The 14,907-nt window shown below is 45.4% G+C and carries 11 protein-coding genes; all 11 read right to left on the bottom strand.

Annotated features, from left to right (window positions below; translation table 11 throughout):
• Nucleotides 1–76: 76 nt before the first annotated feature.
• The 11 genes from ACFO4R_RS08290 to ACFO4R_RS08240 all read right to left on the bottom strand — a co-directional run bounded on the left by ACFO4R_RS08290 (nucleotide 77) and on the right by ACFO4R_RS08240 (nucleotide 14,505).
• Nucleotides 77–1,222 carry a metal ABC transporter permease gene (locus ACFO4R_RS08290; protein ID WP_379788618.1) on the bottom strand — a complete coding sequence of 382 codons (1,146 nt, stop codon included), beginning with the start codon at nucleotides 1,220–1,222 and terminating at the stop codon, nucleotides 77–79.
• Complete coding sequence (locus ACFO4R_RS08285) at nucleotides 1,219–2,100, bottom strand: metal ABC transporter permease (protein WP_379788617.1); 882 nt, start codon at nucleotides 2,098–2,100, stop codon at nucleotides 1,219–1,221. Before ACFO4R_RS08285 ends, ACFO4R_RS08290 begins: the two co-directional genes overlap by 4 nt.
• Nucleotides 2,093–2,818, bottom strand: a complete 726-nt coding sequence (locus ACFO4R_RS08280) for a metal ABC transporter ATP-binding protein (RefSeq protein ID WP_379788616.1) — start codon at nucleotides 2,816–2,818, stop codon at nucleotides 2,093–2,095. The genes ACFO4R_RS08285 and ACFO4R_RS08280 overlap by 8 nt, the downstream gene beginning before the upstream one ends.
• Nucleotides 2,819–2,875: 57 nt before the next feature.
• Nucleotides 2,876–3,829 (bottom strand): metal ABC transporter substrate-binding protein, encoded by a 954-nt coding sequence (locus ACFO4R_RS08275; protein ID WP_379788615.1) that lies wholly within the window; start codon nucleotides 3,827–3,829, stop codon nucleotides 2,876–2,878.
• A 359-nt stretch (nucleotides 3,830–4,188) separates the two neighbouring features.
• The gene (locus ACFO4R_RS08270) at nucleotides 4,189–4,593 is read right to left on the bottom strand and encodes a VOC family protein (protein ID WP_379788614.1); all 405 of its coding nucleotides are present in this window, start codon (nucleotides 4,591–4,593) and stop codon (nucleotides 4,189–4,191) included.
• Between the two features lie 702 nt (nucleotides 4,594–5,295).
• Nucleotides 5,296–5,994 carry a hypothetical protein gene (locus tag ACFO4R_RS08265; protein ID WP_379788613.1) on the bottom strand — a complete coding sequence of 233 codons (699 nt, stop codon included), beginning with the start codon at nucleotides 5,992–5,994 and terminating at the stop codon, nucleotides 5,296–5,298.
• A 456-nt stretch (nucleotides 5,995–6,450) separates the two neighbouring features.
• On the bottom strand, nucleotides 6,451–11,484 hold the full coding sequence (locus ACFO4R_RS08260) for a DUF4132 domain-containing protein (RefSeq protein ID WP_379788612.1): 5,034 nt from the start codon (nucleotides 11,482–11,484) through the stop codon (nucleotides 6,451–6,453).
• 114 nt (nucleotides 11,485–11,598) lie between these two features.
• A complete protein-coding gene (locus tag ACFO4R_RS08255) occupies nucleotides 11,599–12,018 on the bottom strand; it encodes a hypothetical protein (RefSeq protein WP_379788611.1) in 420 nt (139 codons plus the stop codon).
• Between the two features lie 39 nt (nucleotides 12,019–12,057).
• Nucleotides 12,058–12,603: a hypothetical protein gene (locus tag ACFO4R_RS08250; protein ID WP_379788610.1), complete on the bottom strand. Its 546-nt coding sequence runs from the start codon at nucleotides 12,601–12,603 to the stop codon at nucleotides 12,058–12,060.
• A 12-nt stretch (nucleotides 12,604–12,615) separates the two neighbouring features.
• Nucleotides 12,616–13,575, bottom strand: coding sequence for a hypothetical protein (locus tag ACFO4R_RS08245; RefSeq protein ID WP_379788609.1), 960 nt, complete (start codon nucleotides 13,573–13,575; stop codon nucleotides 12,616–12,618).
• A gap of 303 nt (nucleotides 13,576–13,878) precedes the next feature.
• Complete coding sequence (locus tag ACFO4R_RS08240; protein ID WP_379788608.1) at nucleotides 13,879–14,505, bottom strand: SMI1/KNR4 family protein; 627 nt, start codon at nucleotides 14,503–14,505, stop codon at nucleotides 13,879–13,881.
• Nucleotides 14,506–14,907 lie beyond the last annotated feature (402 nt).

Here is a 14,907-nt window from a genome sequence, read left to right as displayed (position 1 = left end):
TCTTCAAATAAAGACACCTGTCTCATATTCTTCCTTCAAAGCTGTACAAAACATTCCTCGTCGTCGCCTATCTTTTCTACAAACCATACGCATTCCTTATACTCTCATACCTGCGTCTGCCTTTTTCAGTCAAAGCATAGACCTTTTTTTCATCATCGATACAAAGGATTTCTCTGTCCATCAGAAGCTTTGCTCTCTTACGAACCTCTTCCTTCTTCCACATCAGATGGTTCTCGATGCTATCCAAACCCAGTTCCTCCTGTGCATTGGCTTCGTTCGTATGATTGCCTATATGAAGGATCATCAATTCGAGACGAAATTCCTTCTTCTTTTTGTACCTGAGCCATACCGAAGTGATAAGGCCCTCTCTGTGAAAGAGGAAGGTTAAGAAGAAGGTGACCCCTGCAACCGCAGCCGTGGTTCCGGACATCGAAAGGTTGAGCAACATCGCTATCATATAGCCGAGAATGGCATTGATTACGGCATAGAGCGAAGAGATAACAAGCATCACCTTGAGATCTTTCGTGATCAGGTAGGCCGCCGCTCCGGGTGTAATCAGGAAAGACACGACCAGGATCGCTCCGACCGCATCGAAGGCGACGACCGCCGTCAGAGAGGTCAGACTCATCAACATATAAAAAAGCACCGTTGAAGAGATACCGATGAGGCTCGCATACTCCTTATCGAAGGTCGTAAGCTTGAGTTCCTTAAAGAACAGAATAATAAAGCCCATGTTGATCACGAAGACAAGGGACATCTGTGCCAGAGCCTTGGGTACCGAATAGCCGAAGACTTCCACCCTATTCAATGGAGCCAGGATGACCTCTCCCATCAATACGATATCCGTATCCAAATGAGCGTTTCTTGCAAACTTGGTAATTAAAATGACGGCGACGGAAAAAAACAACGGAAAAATGATTCCGACGGCATCATCGTTTTTGACCAAACCCGTATCGGAGAGCACCTCGATACAAAACACCGTAATTACTCCGAACAATGCCGCACCGAAAATCAGAAGCGGTGATGTGACATCCCCTGTAATAAAGAAGGCGATCACGATTCCCAGTAGAACGGTATGCGAAATGGCATCCGACACCATAGAGAGTTTTCGAAGCACAAGAAAACTCCCTATCAGGGCACAGGTCACAGAAGTGACGATCAATACGAACAACGATTCGTAAGAAAGAAAGAACAATTCGTATAAATTCTGCAGCGTGTTCATCGATACTTCCTCCTCATCTTAATGTTTGCAAGTATTCCATGCGGTCCTACAAGCAGGGACAAAAAGGCAAAAACGCTCATGATCATAATAATCGTCGGTCCGGTACTCATCCCGTTGGAAACCGTCGAGATATAAGTGCCCAACAAGGCCGATACCCCTCCTACCGCAGCGGCGATCAGCAATACCCTGTGAAACTTATTGCTCCACTGTACAGCCGTAATGCAAGGCACGATGAGCAGGGAGGAAATCAAGATGGCCCCTACCAATTTAAGACCTACGGAAATCAAGCTCATCGTCATCAACAGGATGATAAGGTAGATGAAATTGGTATTCAAGCCGATGGTTTTGGAATAGACCTCATCGAAGATAAAAACCTTGAGCTCCTTATAGAAAAGAATAAGCAAAATCAGTACCGGCACAGCTACTGCCAATATGAGCATAATATCTTCCCTTACCATATAGGCCGCCTGTCCGAAAATATAGTTCTGTAGACCCGACTGACTCGCACCCGAAAATTTCGAATTTCCCTGAATATAGCTCTTGAGCATCATCCCCGCTCCGAAAAAACTCGACAATGCAATGGCAAGACTCGCATCCAAATCGAGTTTGGACTGCGTGTGTATAAGCTGGATGGCGACAAAACAGAGGGTCCCCGATACCATAGCCCCGAGAAGAAGGATGACGGGATCCCTGCTTACCGATACCATAAAGGCAAGGATGATGCCCGGAAATGCGGCATGACCGATAGCATCTCCAATCAAAGATTGACCCTTCATAACCGTAATACAGCCGACGGCTCCGGAGGCCATAGCCAGGATAAGAGTCCCTATTGCCACGATAATAAAAGAATAGCTTGTAATCAACTCGATATTAAACATTTTTATCACCTGTCATAGACGCTTTCTCCAAGTTTTCCGCTGTAAACACCTCTTCGACCTTCCCCTGTGCAATAACCTTTTTGTTTAGGATGATCACATGGTCAAAGTAATCGTTGATGGTACTGAGGTCATGGTGGACCACAACAGAGGTCTTCTGTTGTCTCTGCGCCTCCTTCAAAAATTCAATAATTACCTTTTCCGTCCTCTTATCCACCCCCGCCAAAGGCTCATCCATAAAATAAATATCCGCATTTTGAGCAATGGCTCTGGCGATAAACACCCTTTGTTTCTGACCTCCGGAGAGTTGTGATATCTGCCTGTCTCTAAATTCGGACATTCCTATTTTTTCCAAGGCCTGATTTGCAATCTCGCGGTCTTTTTTTCCCGGCCTTTTGATCCAACCGAGATGAACATAACGTCCCATGAGGACAACATCGAAGACGGTGGTGGGAAAATCCCAGTTTACGGCACTGGCCTGCGGGATATAAGCTATCTTGTTCTTTACCTGATCTATGGTCTGCCCCATAATGTGAACCTCTCCCGAGAGTTTTTTCTGCAACCCCAGTATCCCTTTAAGCAAGGTGGATTTGCCCGCCCCGTTGGGACCGATAATGGCGGTTCTGGAATGTTCCATAATATCTACATCGTTGTCCCATAACACGGGTTTATCGTGATAGGCAACCGTTAAGTCCTCCACCCTTATGATAACGTTTTTCATTCTCTTTCCTTTCCAAACACTTCGAGGGTAGAGATGAGCCTCTACCCTCTTTTTGTTTTACTTCAAGTTTTCCACGATCAATTTGACATTGTGACGATACATATCTACAAACGTGTGTCCTTCTTCTCCTTCCGGTGCAAGAGAGTCGGAGAACAATTCACTTCCTTCTCCGCTGACAACCTTGACCTCAAACCCTTTTGCATTTGCAGCTTCTTTGAGTTTTTCCATTCTTGCGGGATCCGTTGTCGACTCCGCAAAAATCGCCTTGATCCGCTTCTCTACAATAAAGTCCACCGTATCTTGGATGTCCTTGTTTGCAACTTCACTGTCCGTACTGACCCCTTGCGGTGCCATGACCGGAATCTCATATCTCTTCGAAAAGTAGTTGAAGGCATCGTGAGGAGTGATAAGGTATCTGGACTCTTGGGGAATAGAGGACAGCAGTTCTCTGTTCTCTTCATCAAGCTTTGTCAATTCTTCCAAGTACGCATTCAGTTTGGCTTCAATAGACTCTTTTTCTTCAGGGAGAAGCTCGATCAGCTTATTTGCCGCATTGGTCGTCGCTTCCTTATAGAGGTCGATGTCAAACCAGAAGTGAGGATCGATGATCTCATGTCCGTCTTCTTCCATTACACCGAGTTTTTCTTTCGTAAAGGTGTCTGCAACGGCATAACCCTTCGTTTCTAAAATCTCCTGCATTTTTCCCTCAAAATGAAGACCGTGATAGAGAAGCAAGTCCGCTTTTTCCACCTTTTGTAAATCTTGAGGTTTTGCCACGTAGAGGTGCGGATCTTCTCCGGCAGGGATCAAAAGTTCTCTGTCGACCATGTCCCCCGCTAACTGTCCTACCATATCATAGAGGAAGGATGTTGTAACCGTAACCGTCTTTTTGCCACTATCTTGAGCCGTATTTTCTTGAGGAGCAGTCGCACCTTCCTGAGAAGCACCACCGCCACAACCCGCAAGTGTCAATACCAACCCCAACATCAATGCCATCATTATCTTTTTCATAGTTATTTCCGTCCTTTCTGTATGTTGTCGAACGGGAAGAAGGAATTGATACTCCTATCGTTCTTCGACCTTCTTCCAAATCGGTTAGTTTTAGCTAACTATGGCATATTATAATCCCTGTTTTTTCTTTTGTCAATGATAATTTTTAATATTTGATAATTATTTTCATACACTTGTACTTCTATCGATCTTCCTCTTCAAGTACAATTTTCACGCAGTCCGATTTTTTCTATGCAAACACCTTACAAAGAAAAACTCCTGACTCCTCTTTGAACTTATGATATACAAAAATTTGTCATACCCATGTTTTGGAAAATCTCGTTCTTCATACAGCGTCAATTTTATACTGATTTTTTGAATTATACGGTATTTCCCTGTTTCTCTTGTGCAACGACCTCTAGTTTGATTCGGTCAGGGTCTTCAAAATACAGGGCGTAATGCCCTTCTCCACCCGCATAGGGATAGCGGTCCTCATATAAGATCGAGGTCCCTCGTCTGATCAACTCCGTTCGAATCTCCTCAATCTCTTCCACACAAGAAACAACGAAGGCGATGTGATTGAGACCGATGTTACACCTGTTATAACCACCTTTGAGATACTTCTCCCTCGTTTGGACAAAGACGAGGTAGGAGTCTTCGTCCTTGAACGAAAATCCCTCTTCCCAATCCTGAAACAAGCTGTAGCCCAGTTTCGGAAGGAGGTAGGCGTAAAACTCCCTGCTCCTGTCCAAATCGCTTACATATACTTCTATATGATGTAACATATTCTTCGCCTCACTTCTGTTTTCTTCATACCCGTTTCCCCTCTCTCAATAACATCACTCGGCAGGAATATATAGGAGTAGATATCGTAACAGGAAAGACTCAAAGGAGGATGAGCGGTTATGACGAAAACTCTTGTAATCCTATTCTTCGTTTGAAATTCCGAGTATACAGAATATATCATTACGAAAAAATAATTTGGATGATGATATGTTTCAAAGCACTCAAGCTGTCAATTCCAATAGATACTCGTATGGCCCTTTGAATACCTTCCCCGGGACGACAGTCCATTTATCACCGGAGGAGTTTTGGGAAGGTTTTTGGAAGAATGCCTTCGAGCATATTTGCTAAAAAAAACACCGCAAGCTAAGAAAATAAGGTGCGGTTCATCACTTCTCTCAATCAGATGTATTGTAAAACGAACTTTCGGTTTCGTCATCTGTTCGAAAGGAACTTCCTCTTATTTTCAGCTATGCGGTATTTTTATGATCCGGGTTGTTATTTGGATAAAGGGGTTGTCGTATCGTCCCTGAAACCACCGGATGTTGTATATCTCCTATGAAATTCAACTTGTTGGCATCAACAATTCAAACAAAGAGCAATACGGGTATCACATCCGAGCAACAACCGGTGTCTTCCTCTTCCCGACCTACTCCTTATTCTCCACTGTCAGGATATGATGTTGAGCACAGAGGAAGTTCAACCTATGTTCGAGTTCTCCCCACGGATCGATTGTTTGAAAAATCTCGGTCTTTTTCGAGGAAGTTCAACCTATGTTCGAGTTCTCCCTCTTTCTCGACATAGGTCACAAGATCGATCTCCCCCTGCATCCTCCGCCTTTTCAGACGTTTGAGTTCCATTCGCAGACGCGTGACCTCCTGTAGGATATCCTGTGCGACCTCCCTGTTGCTCTTCCTCAACTCCCCGTAGTCCACCGATTCGTAGAAGTCCAGATCGAACATCCGTGTGCTCTCAGAAATGCGAGAGAGGTAGTGGTCGACAAAGATTTCTCCGAACTCTTCCTCCAAAGATCTCCACTCCTGTGCTTTCAAAACCACAAATCCGAGGGTATCATCTCCCAAACTCTCCATAAACCACCTGATCTCATAGTCGTCCTCCAAAAACTTATTGAGGCTCCTTACAGTGACATCTCTGTCCATAACGTCTCCATAGGGAATCTGCATCTTCTCTCCCTTGCGTACCAGTACGATATCGTCCCCATACTCTTTGGAGTTATCGACGAATTCCACCTCCACGATGTCATCACCCAACCTCTGATTGACGTAGGAGATGATGTCCTCGTCGTATTCCCTCCAATCGATCCATAGGACTTCATCCCCCTCCCACATCTCGTCCGCCACAGTTTCAGGATCTCTCAAATACTCGCGTATCACTTCATACATAACCATCCCTCTTTCCTACAAACTTCTGTTTCGTTTTCTTGCACGATATATTCGTGCGTTTGTGCAAGGTTTATACTTTAAGTTGAAACGATATGACATACCGCACAAAGGTGACGCCTTGATATCCCTATGGATTCACAAAATATAGGACCTTATCGAACCAAATCGTTTCAAAAATTCCCCATCCATGCAGAGATCCTTTCATACTATTCTCCGTTTGAAATGCCGGGTATACAAAATATATTCTTCCCAAAGAACAATCTGAATGAGTGTATGTTTCAAAGCATTCGACCTGTTCATTCTGATGGATTATAGTGGTACACCATTTTTTGAACTGTACGGTATTGCCATATCTCCCTATTCTCCAATCAAGTATGTCGGTATCTATCGCCTCTTCATACCGGCATCTCGATCGGGGTTCGGTCTTGTCCCACCTTCAAAGACCGTCCGTCTTCCTTATCGAATCTGATCGAGGATGGTCGGATCCTTAATCTTGGTATCTTCGGCGAAAAGGAGGATCTTGGACATGATCTCCGCCGTCTTGGGATCTTCATCGACAAAGGGAAGGAAGAGTCTTCCTCTGTGTTGGCTGTGTACCGGCAGGACGTGGATCTCCGCCCCCGCCTTCTGATGAATAACTCCGCTTCCCAAATGAACGGTATAAGATGCTCTCTTGCCTTCGATCAAAGCGTGTTTTTCCGTGAAACTTACATTCTTGAGCTTAAAGAGTTCGAGATTGAACTGTGCGATCGCCCTTCGCATTTCGACCGTAGAATGGCTGGCTTCGGGATCGACTCCGCCGACATGGGCAATACTGACAGCCAAGTCAACGTCCCTCATAACTTCCGAGAAAATAAGGTCGGGCACCTCATCAATTTTTATGGTACGGAAGGTTCTGCGGTCGTAAAAATTTACCCATTCCAAGGTCGGTGCCTCAATATCCGCCGGAGAGAACCAGTCCGCAAGTGCATAGATCTTAGCTATGATATTCTGCTTGTAATATACTTTTTGAAGACCCTCCTCGTTATCGACCACCCATCTTCTCGTTTTGAGAGCGGCGACGGTCTTTGCAGGCTGGACTTGATGTCCCGCATATCGCAGGGAGGTTTCGCTTCCCTTTTCATCTTCGGTCTTGATGTAGAGTTCTCTAAATACCTGCTTAAAGCTCTGCTTTACCTGACGATGAAAGAGATCTTCCTGATAGTCGGCCCACATCCCGCTGCGATAGAGATCCAGGCAGTGTGCAATCCTCAACCCCATCTCGTCCTCGACCGAGACCTTCCTTCCCTTCGGATCCACAAGGCTTCCTTCCTGATAATAACCCGTATCTTCCCCTGAGATAAAGACGAGGTTTTGGAGGATGGGTGCAACAACAGGATGTTTCATCAGGTTCGAGATTTCACGGCCATAGAATTCAGTTGCATCCTCCATGGCTTCCTCCAACATCTTTCTCGATCGCCTGTACTGCTCCTTGAGGTTCTTGTGTGCCGCCTTCAACTTCTCTACATACTTGTCCTTCTTCAACTTGGCGGGAAGGCTCTTGAGCTGTTTGCCTTCTTTCTCGCACACAACCTTCGACTGACCGAGCTCGTCGATATCGATATAGAGCTTAAATTCACCTATTTCTTTTTTCTCGAAATATTCCTTGATCTCGGAGATCATCTCGCTCTCCATCGCCCAAGTCAGGCGAATGACATCGGAGTAGCCGGCATTTCTGGAGAGGTTCTCCAGCGCGATATCCACCGCCTTGGCTTCACTTGCCCTCCTTTGAGCACCGAACTGCTTGCTCTCCTTGAGAAAGTTCCGGAGAAATTTATAGCGTCTTACCATATCTTTAGTCCGGTTCTTACCCAAAGGGATGAGGGCATAACTTGCCACAAGGTCCTTGTTCCTCTTGTCCTCGATCTTCTCTTCGGTTTCCTTGACCTTGAGAAGCCCGTTGGTTGCATCTGCAAACATCCTCGCACGTGAGTGTTTGGCCCCGGAAGAGATGTATTTGGCACTCTCGTAGAGACGGTCGAAACGTTCCTTGCCGAGATCCCTGTACGCGGACTTGAACCAATCGACATCAAAGGCTCCCAGCTCCAAATCTTCCTTCTCAATCGGAGTGTACTTAGCGATGATACCCATTTCATCACGGGCAATGTCGCTCATATGTGCCCGGAAGTAATAGCAACCGCTCGAAAGTCCCTTCCAACCGAGGTAGGCCTCTATAAAGGAGATCCACTGAGGAGAATACATTGCGACCTCGACCAATCTCTGCTGAGTGATTTTGGCCGCGTCCATCTTCTTGCAGAAGTCCTCCGATGTTTCTCCCTGTGCCGGATAGCTTATTCTGAGTATCCTACTTAGAGTCTGTTTTTTGGATTTTCCTCCGCTGTAATAAGAGTCCATCCTCTCGAGCTTTTCCTTGCCGAGAGCCTTGAGCACCTTGATCAAGACATCGATGCCTTCCACACGTTCGATCGAGTGCACGCACTCGGAGTACGTCAGCGGGGTATCTCCTCGATCAAGTTCGGAGGAAAGGATGAAGTCGATGATCTTCTCTCCCTCATGGCGGAGTAGCTCTTCCGCCTTGAGAGTCAAAGCATCCTTTTCTTCTTCCTCCTCTCTTTTCGGATGTAAGAACGAGGTCAGAGTTCGAACCCTTCTGGTCGCTTCCTTCTCATCCAGGATATGGAGGTAGAGCTCGTCTTTTTCGACCAGTGAAGTCGCTACCGCCTTGGCAATAGAGAACTGATCAAAGGATCCGAAATTGTCCAAGGGTTTTGCATACTTATTCAGGCAGAAGGTATTGAGTTTGTCATATAGGCTCCAGATCAAAGCATAGGCCTGTTTGAACTCTTCTTCGTCGGAATAGGAGTTCATCATCTTGTAGCGTAAATTACGCAGAAATTCTGAAAATCCGAAGATTGTAACATACCTTTCTTCCTTCTCCCAACCATACTTCTCACGGGTTATAAGATCTTTTTCCTTTTCATGCAGGAAGAGGTGAGAAAACACCGCCTTGGAAACATCGAAGATGAACTTCTTGCCCTCTTTTGTATCCACAAACTCGTAGAAGAGGACGCTCAGGACCCTTCCCACGGAATCGAAGGATACCGCCACCTCCCTATCCTGCTCCTTTTCAAGCCTTCGAAGTTCGTCGGAAAGTTTGAAAAGGTCTTTTTTCGAGATGATCCTCTCAATCACAGGCCGAAAATCACAAGACCTGTTTCCATCGCGAAGCTCCTCACTTACACTTCTCATCATATGCAGTTGATAGAGGGTTTTGAAGTCCCTGATCTCTTCCTCATAAAAGGTTCTCCACACTTCCGCCAGAGGATAGTCTTCCAACTTCTCCTGTCCGTAAGATCGATAGACCGTGTTCGTAAAATTCTCTCCCAAAAGGTAGTCGTGGCCCCAGTGGTTTTTGTACTCATAGTTGCGGTGGCTTTGGTAGAGGGCGATGAGCTTCTTCATGATCTCAAGCAAGTCTCTCGTACTCTTATCAAAGATGTCTTTGAGGGCAATCGAGTTTTCGATGACGAGGGTCTTATCTGCGGTATTCTTCCTCTTCTTGCCTTTCTCGACGATCTCGAGCTCAAACTCCGGTCTGTACTGTGTATTGTATAATTTTTCAAGTTCTTCGGCGCGAAGTTCCCCTCCGAGAAGACGGCGAATCAGGATCTCCTCGCTGCTCGTCGGTTTCTCTATCTTCTGTGCAAGCGACTGAAGTTCTTCCCCGGAAAACCGTCCTTCTTCCTTAGATCGCAGGATCAGATCCAGACCGCCGAGCCTTTTGTTCTCATCCTTCTGAACCACGAGGTTTGCGATCGACCTCTTGAGCTCCTCGTCCTTCTGCGTATAGAGGAGGTCGATGACATTTTTGCGAGTCTCTCCGGTCTTTAGACGAAGAAGGGATTCGATCTTCTCCTTGTACTCGCCGACCATATTGTTTTCACGGATGATCTCGCAGGCCTTATCCGAGGCGGAACTCCTGTCGGAGAGAAGGTCAACGACCACATCCTTTTGAAGCTGATTTTTCGGCTTCTTTACAAGCATTTTCAGGATCCCTCCCCTCGCATAGGTATCCATCAGCTTGAGGTAGGGCAGTACCCTGTCGGTCATCTCTCCTTCGAGAAAGGCGTTGATCGAAAAGAGGACGGACGCCAAGTCCTGACGGTAGATCCCGACGGCATACCAAGGGAAGATGCAGGGCGAAAACTCCCTGTCTTTTTTTCCGAGCGTTTCAAGAGCGGAGATAAAAATCTCAAAAAACTTCCTTCCTTCTTTCTTCGAGCTGAAGATGTCTTTGACCTTATCATAGCTCAACTGTTCTTCGGTGTAATACCAAGCTGTCCTTCCTAAGGACGGATGGAGATGAACCCTGTAACAAGCCAAAATCTCAAGATCATCGGGATGACTCGAGATCATCTTTGCAGAAATTCGTTGGGCATGGTTCCTTTTTTGGATGATGGCAAGATAGTAGCTGACGAGGAGTTTGGTATGGCGTTCTCCCTTCTCGATGATCTCCTCCATCGCTTCGAGGGCATCGTCGACATCGATCGCACCCTTGTACCACAGAGCAAGCAGGACTTCGACATTGTCCTTGCTCTTGAGCAGTTCATCCGCATAGGAAGGCTCCTCCAAAATTTTGGCGATCAGAGCCATCTCCTTCTTGGTAATTCGATCGGAGTACTCTTCTCCAACCCCGGTCCAGGTTGCGACAGCGCGTCGAACCGCGGAAAAACGAAGGAGATCGTTCTCATAGACGATGTGGAAGAGGTATTCAAAATTCTCCATGGTGCCCTCGTCCATACTCTCACAGATCGACTGTCTGAGACCTTCCTGCAACTTTGCCGCAAGAAGAAGTTTGCCGACGAGCTCTACAAGCTCCCTGTCTTCTGAAAGCAAGATCCCCTGTATGACTTCCCTCGAAAGAACGAAGGTGTTGTTGTCTCCGGTGATCATCTCTTTGATAAGGTCTATAATCTCAACGTTTTCCCGATCAATCTCGACACTGACATAAGGCGCCGGATTGATATAGATGTACCTTCCGTTTATATCGTTGTTGTACTCCTTTCTCAGGACCTGTACCAAATCCAGATCGAGAGCTTTGATTGTTATAAAATCGGATAGAGCCGAACCCATCTTGTGGAGGTAGTCCCGATAGTTCCTGCTGCGAATCATCCTTCGATAGTAGCCTGCGGTGTAGCTGTACCTTGTAATCTTGGCACAGTAGTCTGTAAAAACACCCCGAAGTTCTTCGCCGATCAGGACATCAAGGACAGGATACAGTTCAACGGGAAGAGCCTCCTCCAAGGTCAGGTACACCTCCTTCTTTTGCTTCAAAACTTTTTCTTCCAAGAATTTTACAAAATCTCTCTCGTCCAATTTAAGAATCTCCTGAACAAGTTCCCTGTTAGCCTTGCTGAGCTTTTTGCTCCTCTGAACCACCGACTGTCGATAGGTCTCTCTCTTTTCGTTCGAAATAGAATAGCTTAACATCTTATCACTCCTCTTCTCTTATGCCGTTATGTTTTGTGCCGATATCGTTTGAATCCTGTAAACGCCTGAAATACCCGGGACTCCCTCTCCGTAATAATCCCATCTCCCGGCGGGCTACCACATACGTCCCGCAAGAAACGTCAATCGTACAAAACTCAAAACATCGCCTTCCTTAAGTTCAAGAGCCTCCTTTAGAGCTCCCGCCTCCTGCTCGTTCACAAAAATTCGATAGATTCCGTCCTCATAGCTGATACAGGCGTTTTCGATCGCCTGTTCAAGATCCTGTTTCTTCCCGCTGTAATCCGCTCCGAAAGAGATCTTGCCCTGTACGGAGATGTCTTCAATCTCCTTTGAGGTCAAATAAGGAATAACCCCCTCCCCCTCTTCCTTTCGGTTGAAACGTTCGACCTCCGAAGTCACGACAAACCGGATCAGGTCCTCTACCGTTTCGATTTTTCCACGGATGTCATAGGGCTGTTTCTCAATCGCATTCTTTCGCTTTCCTACCTGTTTTACCGTTACAAATACCCGCATAAGTCCTCCTTTGTTTCATCTCCTCTGTTTTCAAGAACTCTAGGCCAATTCCAGAGAAACGATCTCAATCCGGCTTCCTCCATTGTCTTCGCAGCTCAAGGAAAAATAGTCAAATCCGTTTCTCCCGACCTCATCCCAAGAAATCACTTCATTGTTGATCAACCTGACCCTATCGTTTTCGTCAACGTTGAAATCCTCTTTCTCTTGCTCATAGTCGATACTATAACCCAAGCGAAGATGGAGTTTCGATGGAGGGAGATCATATCTTACCACCTGTCTTTCCCGTGCCTTTTGTCCGCCACATTCCTCACAGAACATCCCGTTATATCCATGGCGGAAACCGTCATAAATCAAGATAAAGTCTCCCGTCGCCACATCTTTGGCGACAATCTTACAGGGAAGAGTCTCCTCTCCGACATAGAGATCCACAATATACGGATTAGGCAGGTACTCGTTTTGAAACAGGTCCCCGAAGTAATAGATCTCAAAGAGCTCTCCTCCCGTCTTGCCCCTAATCCGGATATCTGTATAGTCGCCTTCCTTTACCTGAACCGCATATCTCTCCAAATAAGTTGGAACCGGCATCTTACATCCTCCTCATCCATCCAATCGCTGTTTTACCTTAACGATAAGTTCTTGCCTAAATCTATCCGTGTCGATAAACATCCTCTTATGTCTTTCAAAAAGATGCATTTGTGGCGGAGTAATATCCAAGAGTACATTATATAACCCTAACGGCTCCGGAAAGATATAGGCTGATTTTCCCGGTTTAAATCCGTTTTGTTTCTGCCACTGTGCAAATTCCTTAGAGAAATTATCTTCATCGGGCATTGCAACCTCCCCTGCCAACTCACCTCCATAAACAAACTGTGAGAGATTGAACATGGCATGTGCCAAAATAAAAAACTTCTTTTTAAATTCGGAAAACTCGACTCCTTTTGCCTTTCTTACCACCTTACACATCAAAGAAAGTTTCTCTCCCGCCTTATCCGTATCTTTGTCGAGCAACGCACAGAGATAGTCGATATATGCACCGTCAAGCTGTTTCCGCTTCGTCCTTGCCCCTTCTTCTACAAGTTTTTTTGCCTCCTTTGCAAACTGTTCATCTTGGTACCACAAAGACATAAAAAGATTGATGATACCAGCCCCGGACATCTTTCCATAACAAAGACCGTTCTTTGCGGGTAACAGGAACTCAATCCTATCGGTTCTGCATGCACAGAGCAACTCCGGCATAATATTATAGGAATAGTAGGCATGATCCACTCCGGGATTAGCAATGTTGCAAATCTGTTTCATCCCGGATGCTTGATACATCGTATCATGGAGCAATTGCATGTCGCCGCCTTTAAAGGCATTATAGATTCCCGTATTCAAAAAACTGTCGCCATAAGCAAGTCGTAAAAGCTTTACAATTTGTTCTTCCAAAGGCTCATCTTCTATAAGTTCTTTATAGAGCTCTACAAGAGATTTCACATCTTCATCCCAAGTCGCAATATAGGAATTGTCTCCCTTTTTCATTTCCTTTTCAAAAACATCCAACAAAGCTTGATTCATATCATCCCTTCCCAAAATAATCTTCCGTGACAAACCAACCCTTCGCTTCTTCGCAAAAGAACAATGTGTTTTAATACCGATGTGATACGGTGCAACATTGAAATCGTGAGTTTTCTATATCCTTATAAAGGCTTGTTAATGCCCTTATACCGATACGTTGAAGTCTGCACCAATTTCAACTGTACAATTCCCCCGTATGTAATCCTCCACTACACCGAGGGTGTTCTCTTTTAGCAGAAACAAGAGCTTAAGCAGGGTCTCCTTTGATATATTCACGAACTCGAATGCCCCTGTCGATCTTACCTAGTCTTCCTCAAGCTCTCGAACCAACTCCATATAACTGAAATACTCTCCTTTTCCCTGATTGAGCTCCTGCTCGAGCCAATACTCGAACCAATCCAAAAACCTCATCGGCTCTTCCCCCTCCGGGAGAAACAGTGGCATAATCCCGAAGTCGTTGGACAAGTCGTAGAACCACACCGTTCCGCAAGCAGCCTCATCCTCCGCATTGACGACAAGGATACTCGTCATACCGCAGCCTTCTGTACACAACACAAGAAAGCCGTCATCGATATCCTCCCTCTCCATTTCTTCTTCATATTCATCCTCCGATAGACCAAATATGCAAAGAGGTTTGTCGATCTTATAAGGGAACTTCTTGGAAGGAGAGGAGTGTACTTCATACTCCGGCACTTCCTCATACAGTCCGTATAGCCCATAGAAAGGTCTGTTTCCGGCACTTGCGACAGTAGTGATAAACTCCCTGTAATCTTCAGGAAGACGAATATCGTGCTTCCTCTCAAACTCCTCAACCTCATGCAAGGTCAGGGGTGCTTCCCAAACAATCTCCTCCTCTTCAAGAGCTGTGTTCTTCTCCGATAAAAGAACCAGCTTTTGACGGATCTGTGCCAATCTTTCCTTAGTCTTCATAGTCCTCCTCCTTCTTTATCCTCTGTCTTTGTAAGACTGATTGCTATTATCCGATCAAAGCACGGAAATATTTGCTCCAGTTGTCACAAAAAAACCATTCGATCCGACATCCAAGTCATTGATCACAATAATTCAGAACGACAATACTGTTCTGTCAAAATGAGCAGGCGGAACGCTTGGATGCATATCCTCCTCCAAATTATTTTTTCGATAAGGAGATATGTTTCGTACCCTGTATTTCAAATAAAGAATAGTATATGCATTATAATTCCTCTTATTAAGATATCTCCATACAAAAATACTCTTTCATAGTTTCTTTTTCTCAGCAAATATCACTGTCAAAGCTGATCCTTTGCCTTCCAAATATTCATTTCTCTTTATTTTAACACTTTTTCAAAAAAT

It is taken from the genome of Filifactor villosus, from assembly GCF_042652965.1.
Classification (GTDB): domain Bacteria; phylum Bacillota; class Clostridia; order Peptostreptococcales; family Filifactoraceae; genus Filifactor; species Filifactor villosus.
This window is presented reverse-complemented; position numbering and strand designations above follow the sequence as displayed.

Coding starts and splice junctions, on each gene's coding strand:
- ACFO4R_RS08290 (WP_379788618.1), bottom strand. CDS start 1,222: ATGAACACGCTGCAGAATTTATACGAATTGTTCTTTCTTTCTTACGAA.
- ACFO4R_RS08285 (WP_379788617.1), bottom strand. CDS start 2,100: ATGTTTAATATCGAGTTGATTACAAGCTATTCTTTTATTATCGTGGCA.
- ACFO4R_RS08270 (WP_379788614.1), bottom strand. CDS start 4,593: ATGTTACATCATATAGAAGTATATGTAAGCGATTTGGACAGGAGCAGG.
- ACFO4R_RS08240 (WP_379788608.1), bottom strand. CDS start 14,505: ATGAAGACTAAGGAAAGATTGGCACAGATCCGTCAAAAGCTGGTTCTT.
- ACFO4R_RS08250 (WP_379788610.1), bottom strand. CDS start 12,603: ATGCCGGTTCCAACTTATTTGGAGAGATATGCGGTTCAGGTAAAGGAA.
- ACFO4R_RS08265 (WP_379788613.1), bottom strand. CDS start 5,994: ATGTATGAAGTGATACGCGAGTATTTGAGAGATCCTGAAACTGTGGCG.
- ACFO4R_RS08255 (WP_379788611.1), bottom strand. CDS start 12,018: ATGCGGGTATTTGTAACGGTAAAACAGGTAGGAAAGCGAAAGAATGCG.
- ACFO4R_RS08245 (WP_379788609.1), bottom strand. CDS start 13,575: ATGAATCAAGCTTTGTTGGATGTTTTTGAAAAGGAAATGAAAAAGGGA.
- ACFO4R_RS08260 (WP_379788612.1), bottom strand. CDS start 11,484: ATGTTAAGCTATTCTATTTCGAACGAAAAGAGAGAGACCTATCGACAG.
- ACFO4R_RS08275 (WP_379788615.1), bottom strand. CDS start 3,829: ATGAAAAAGATAATGATGGCATTGATGTTGGGGTTGGTATTGACACTT.
- ACFO4R_RS08280 (WP_379788616.1), bottom strand. CDS start 2,818: ATGAAAAACGTTATCATAAGGGTGGAGGACTTAACGGTTGCCTATCAC.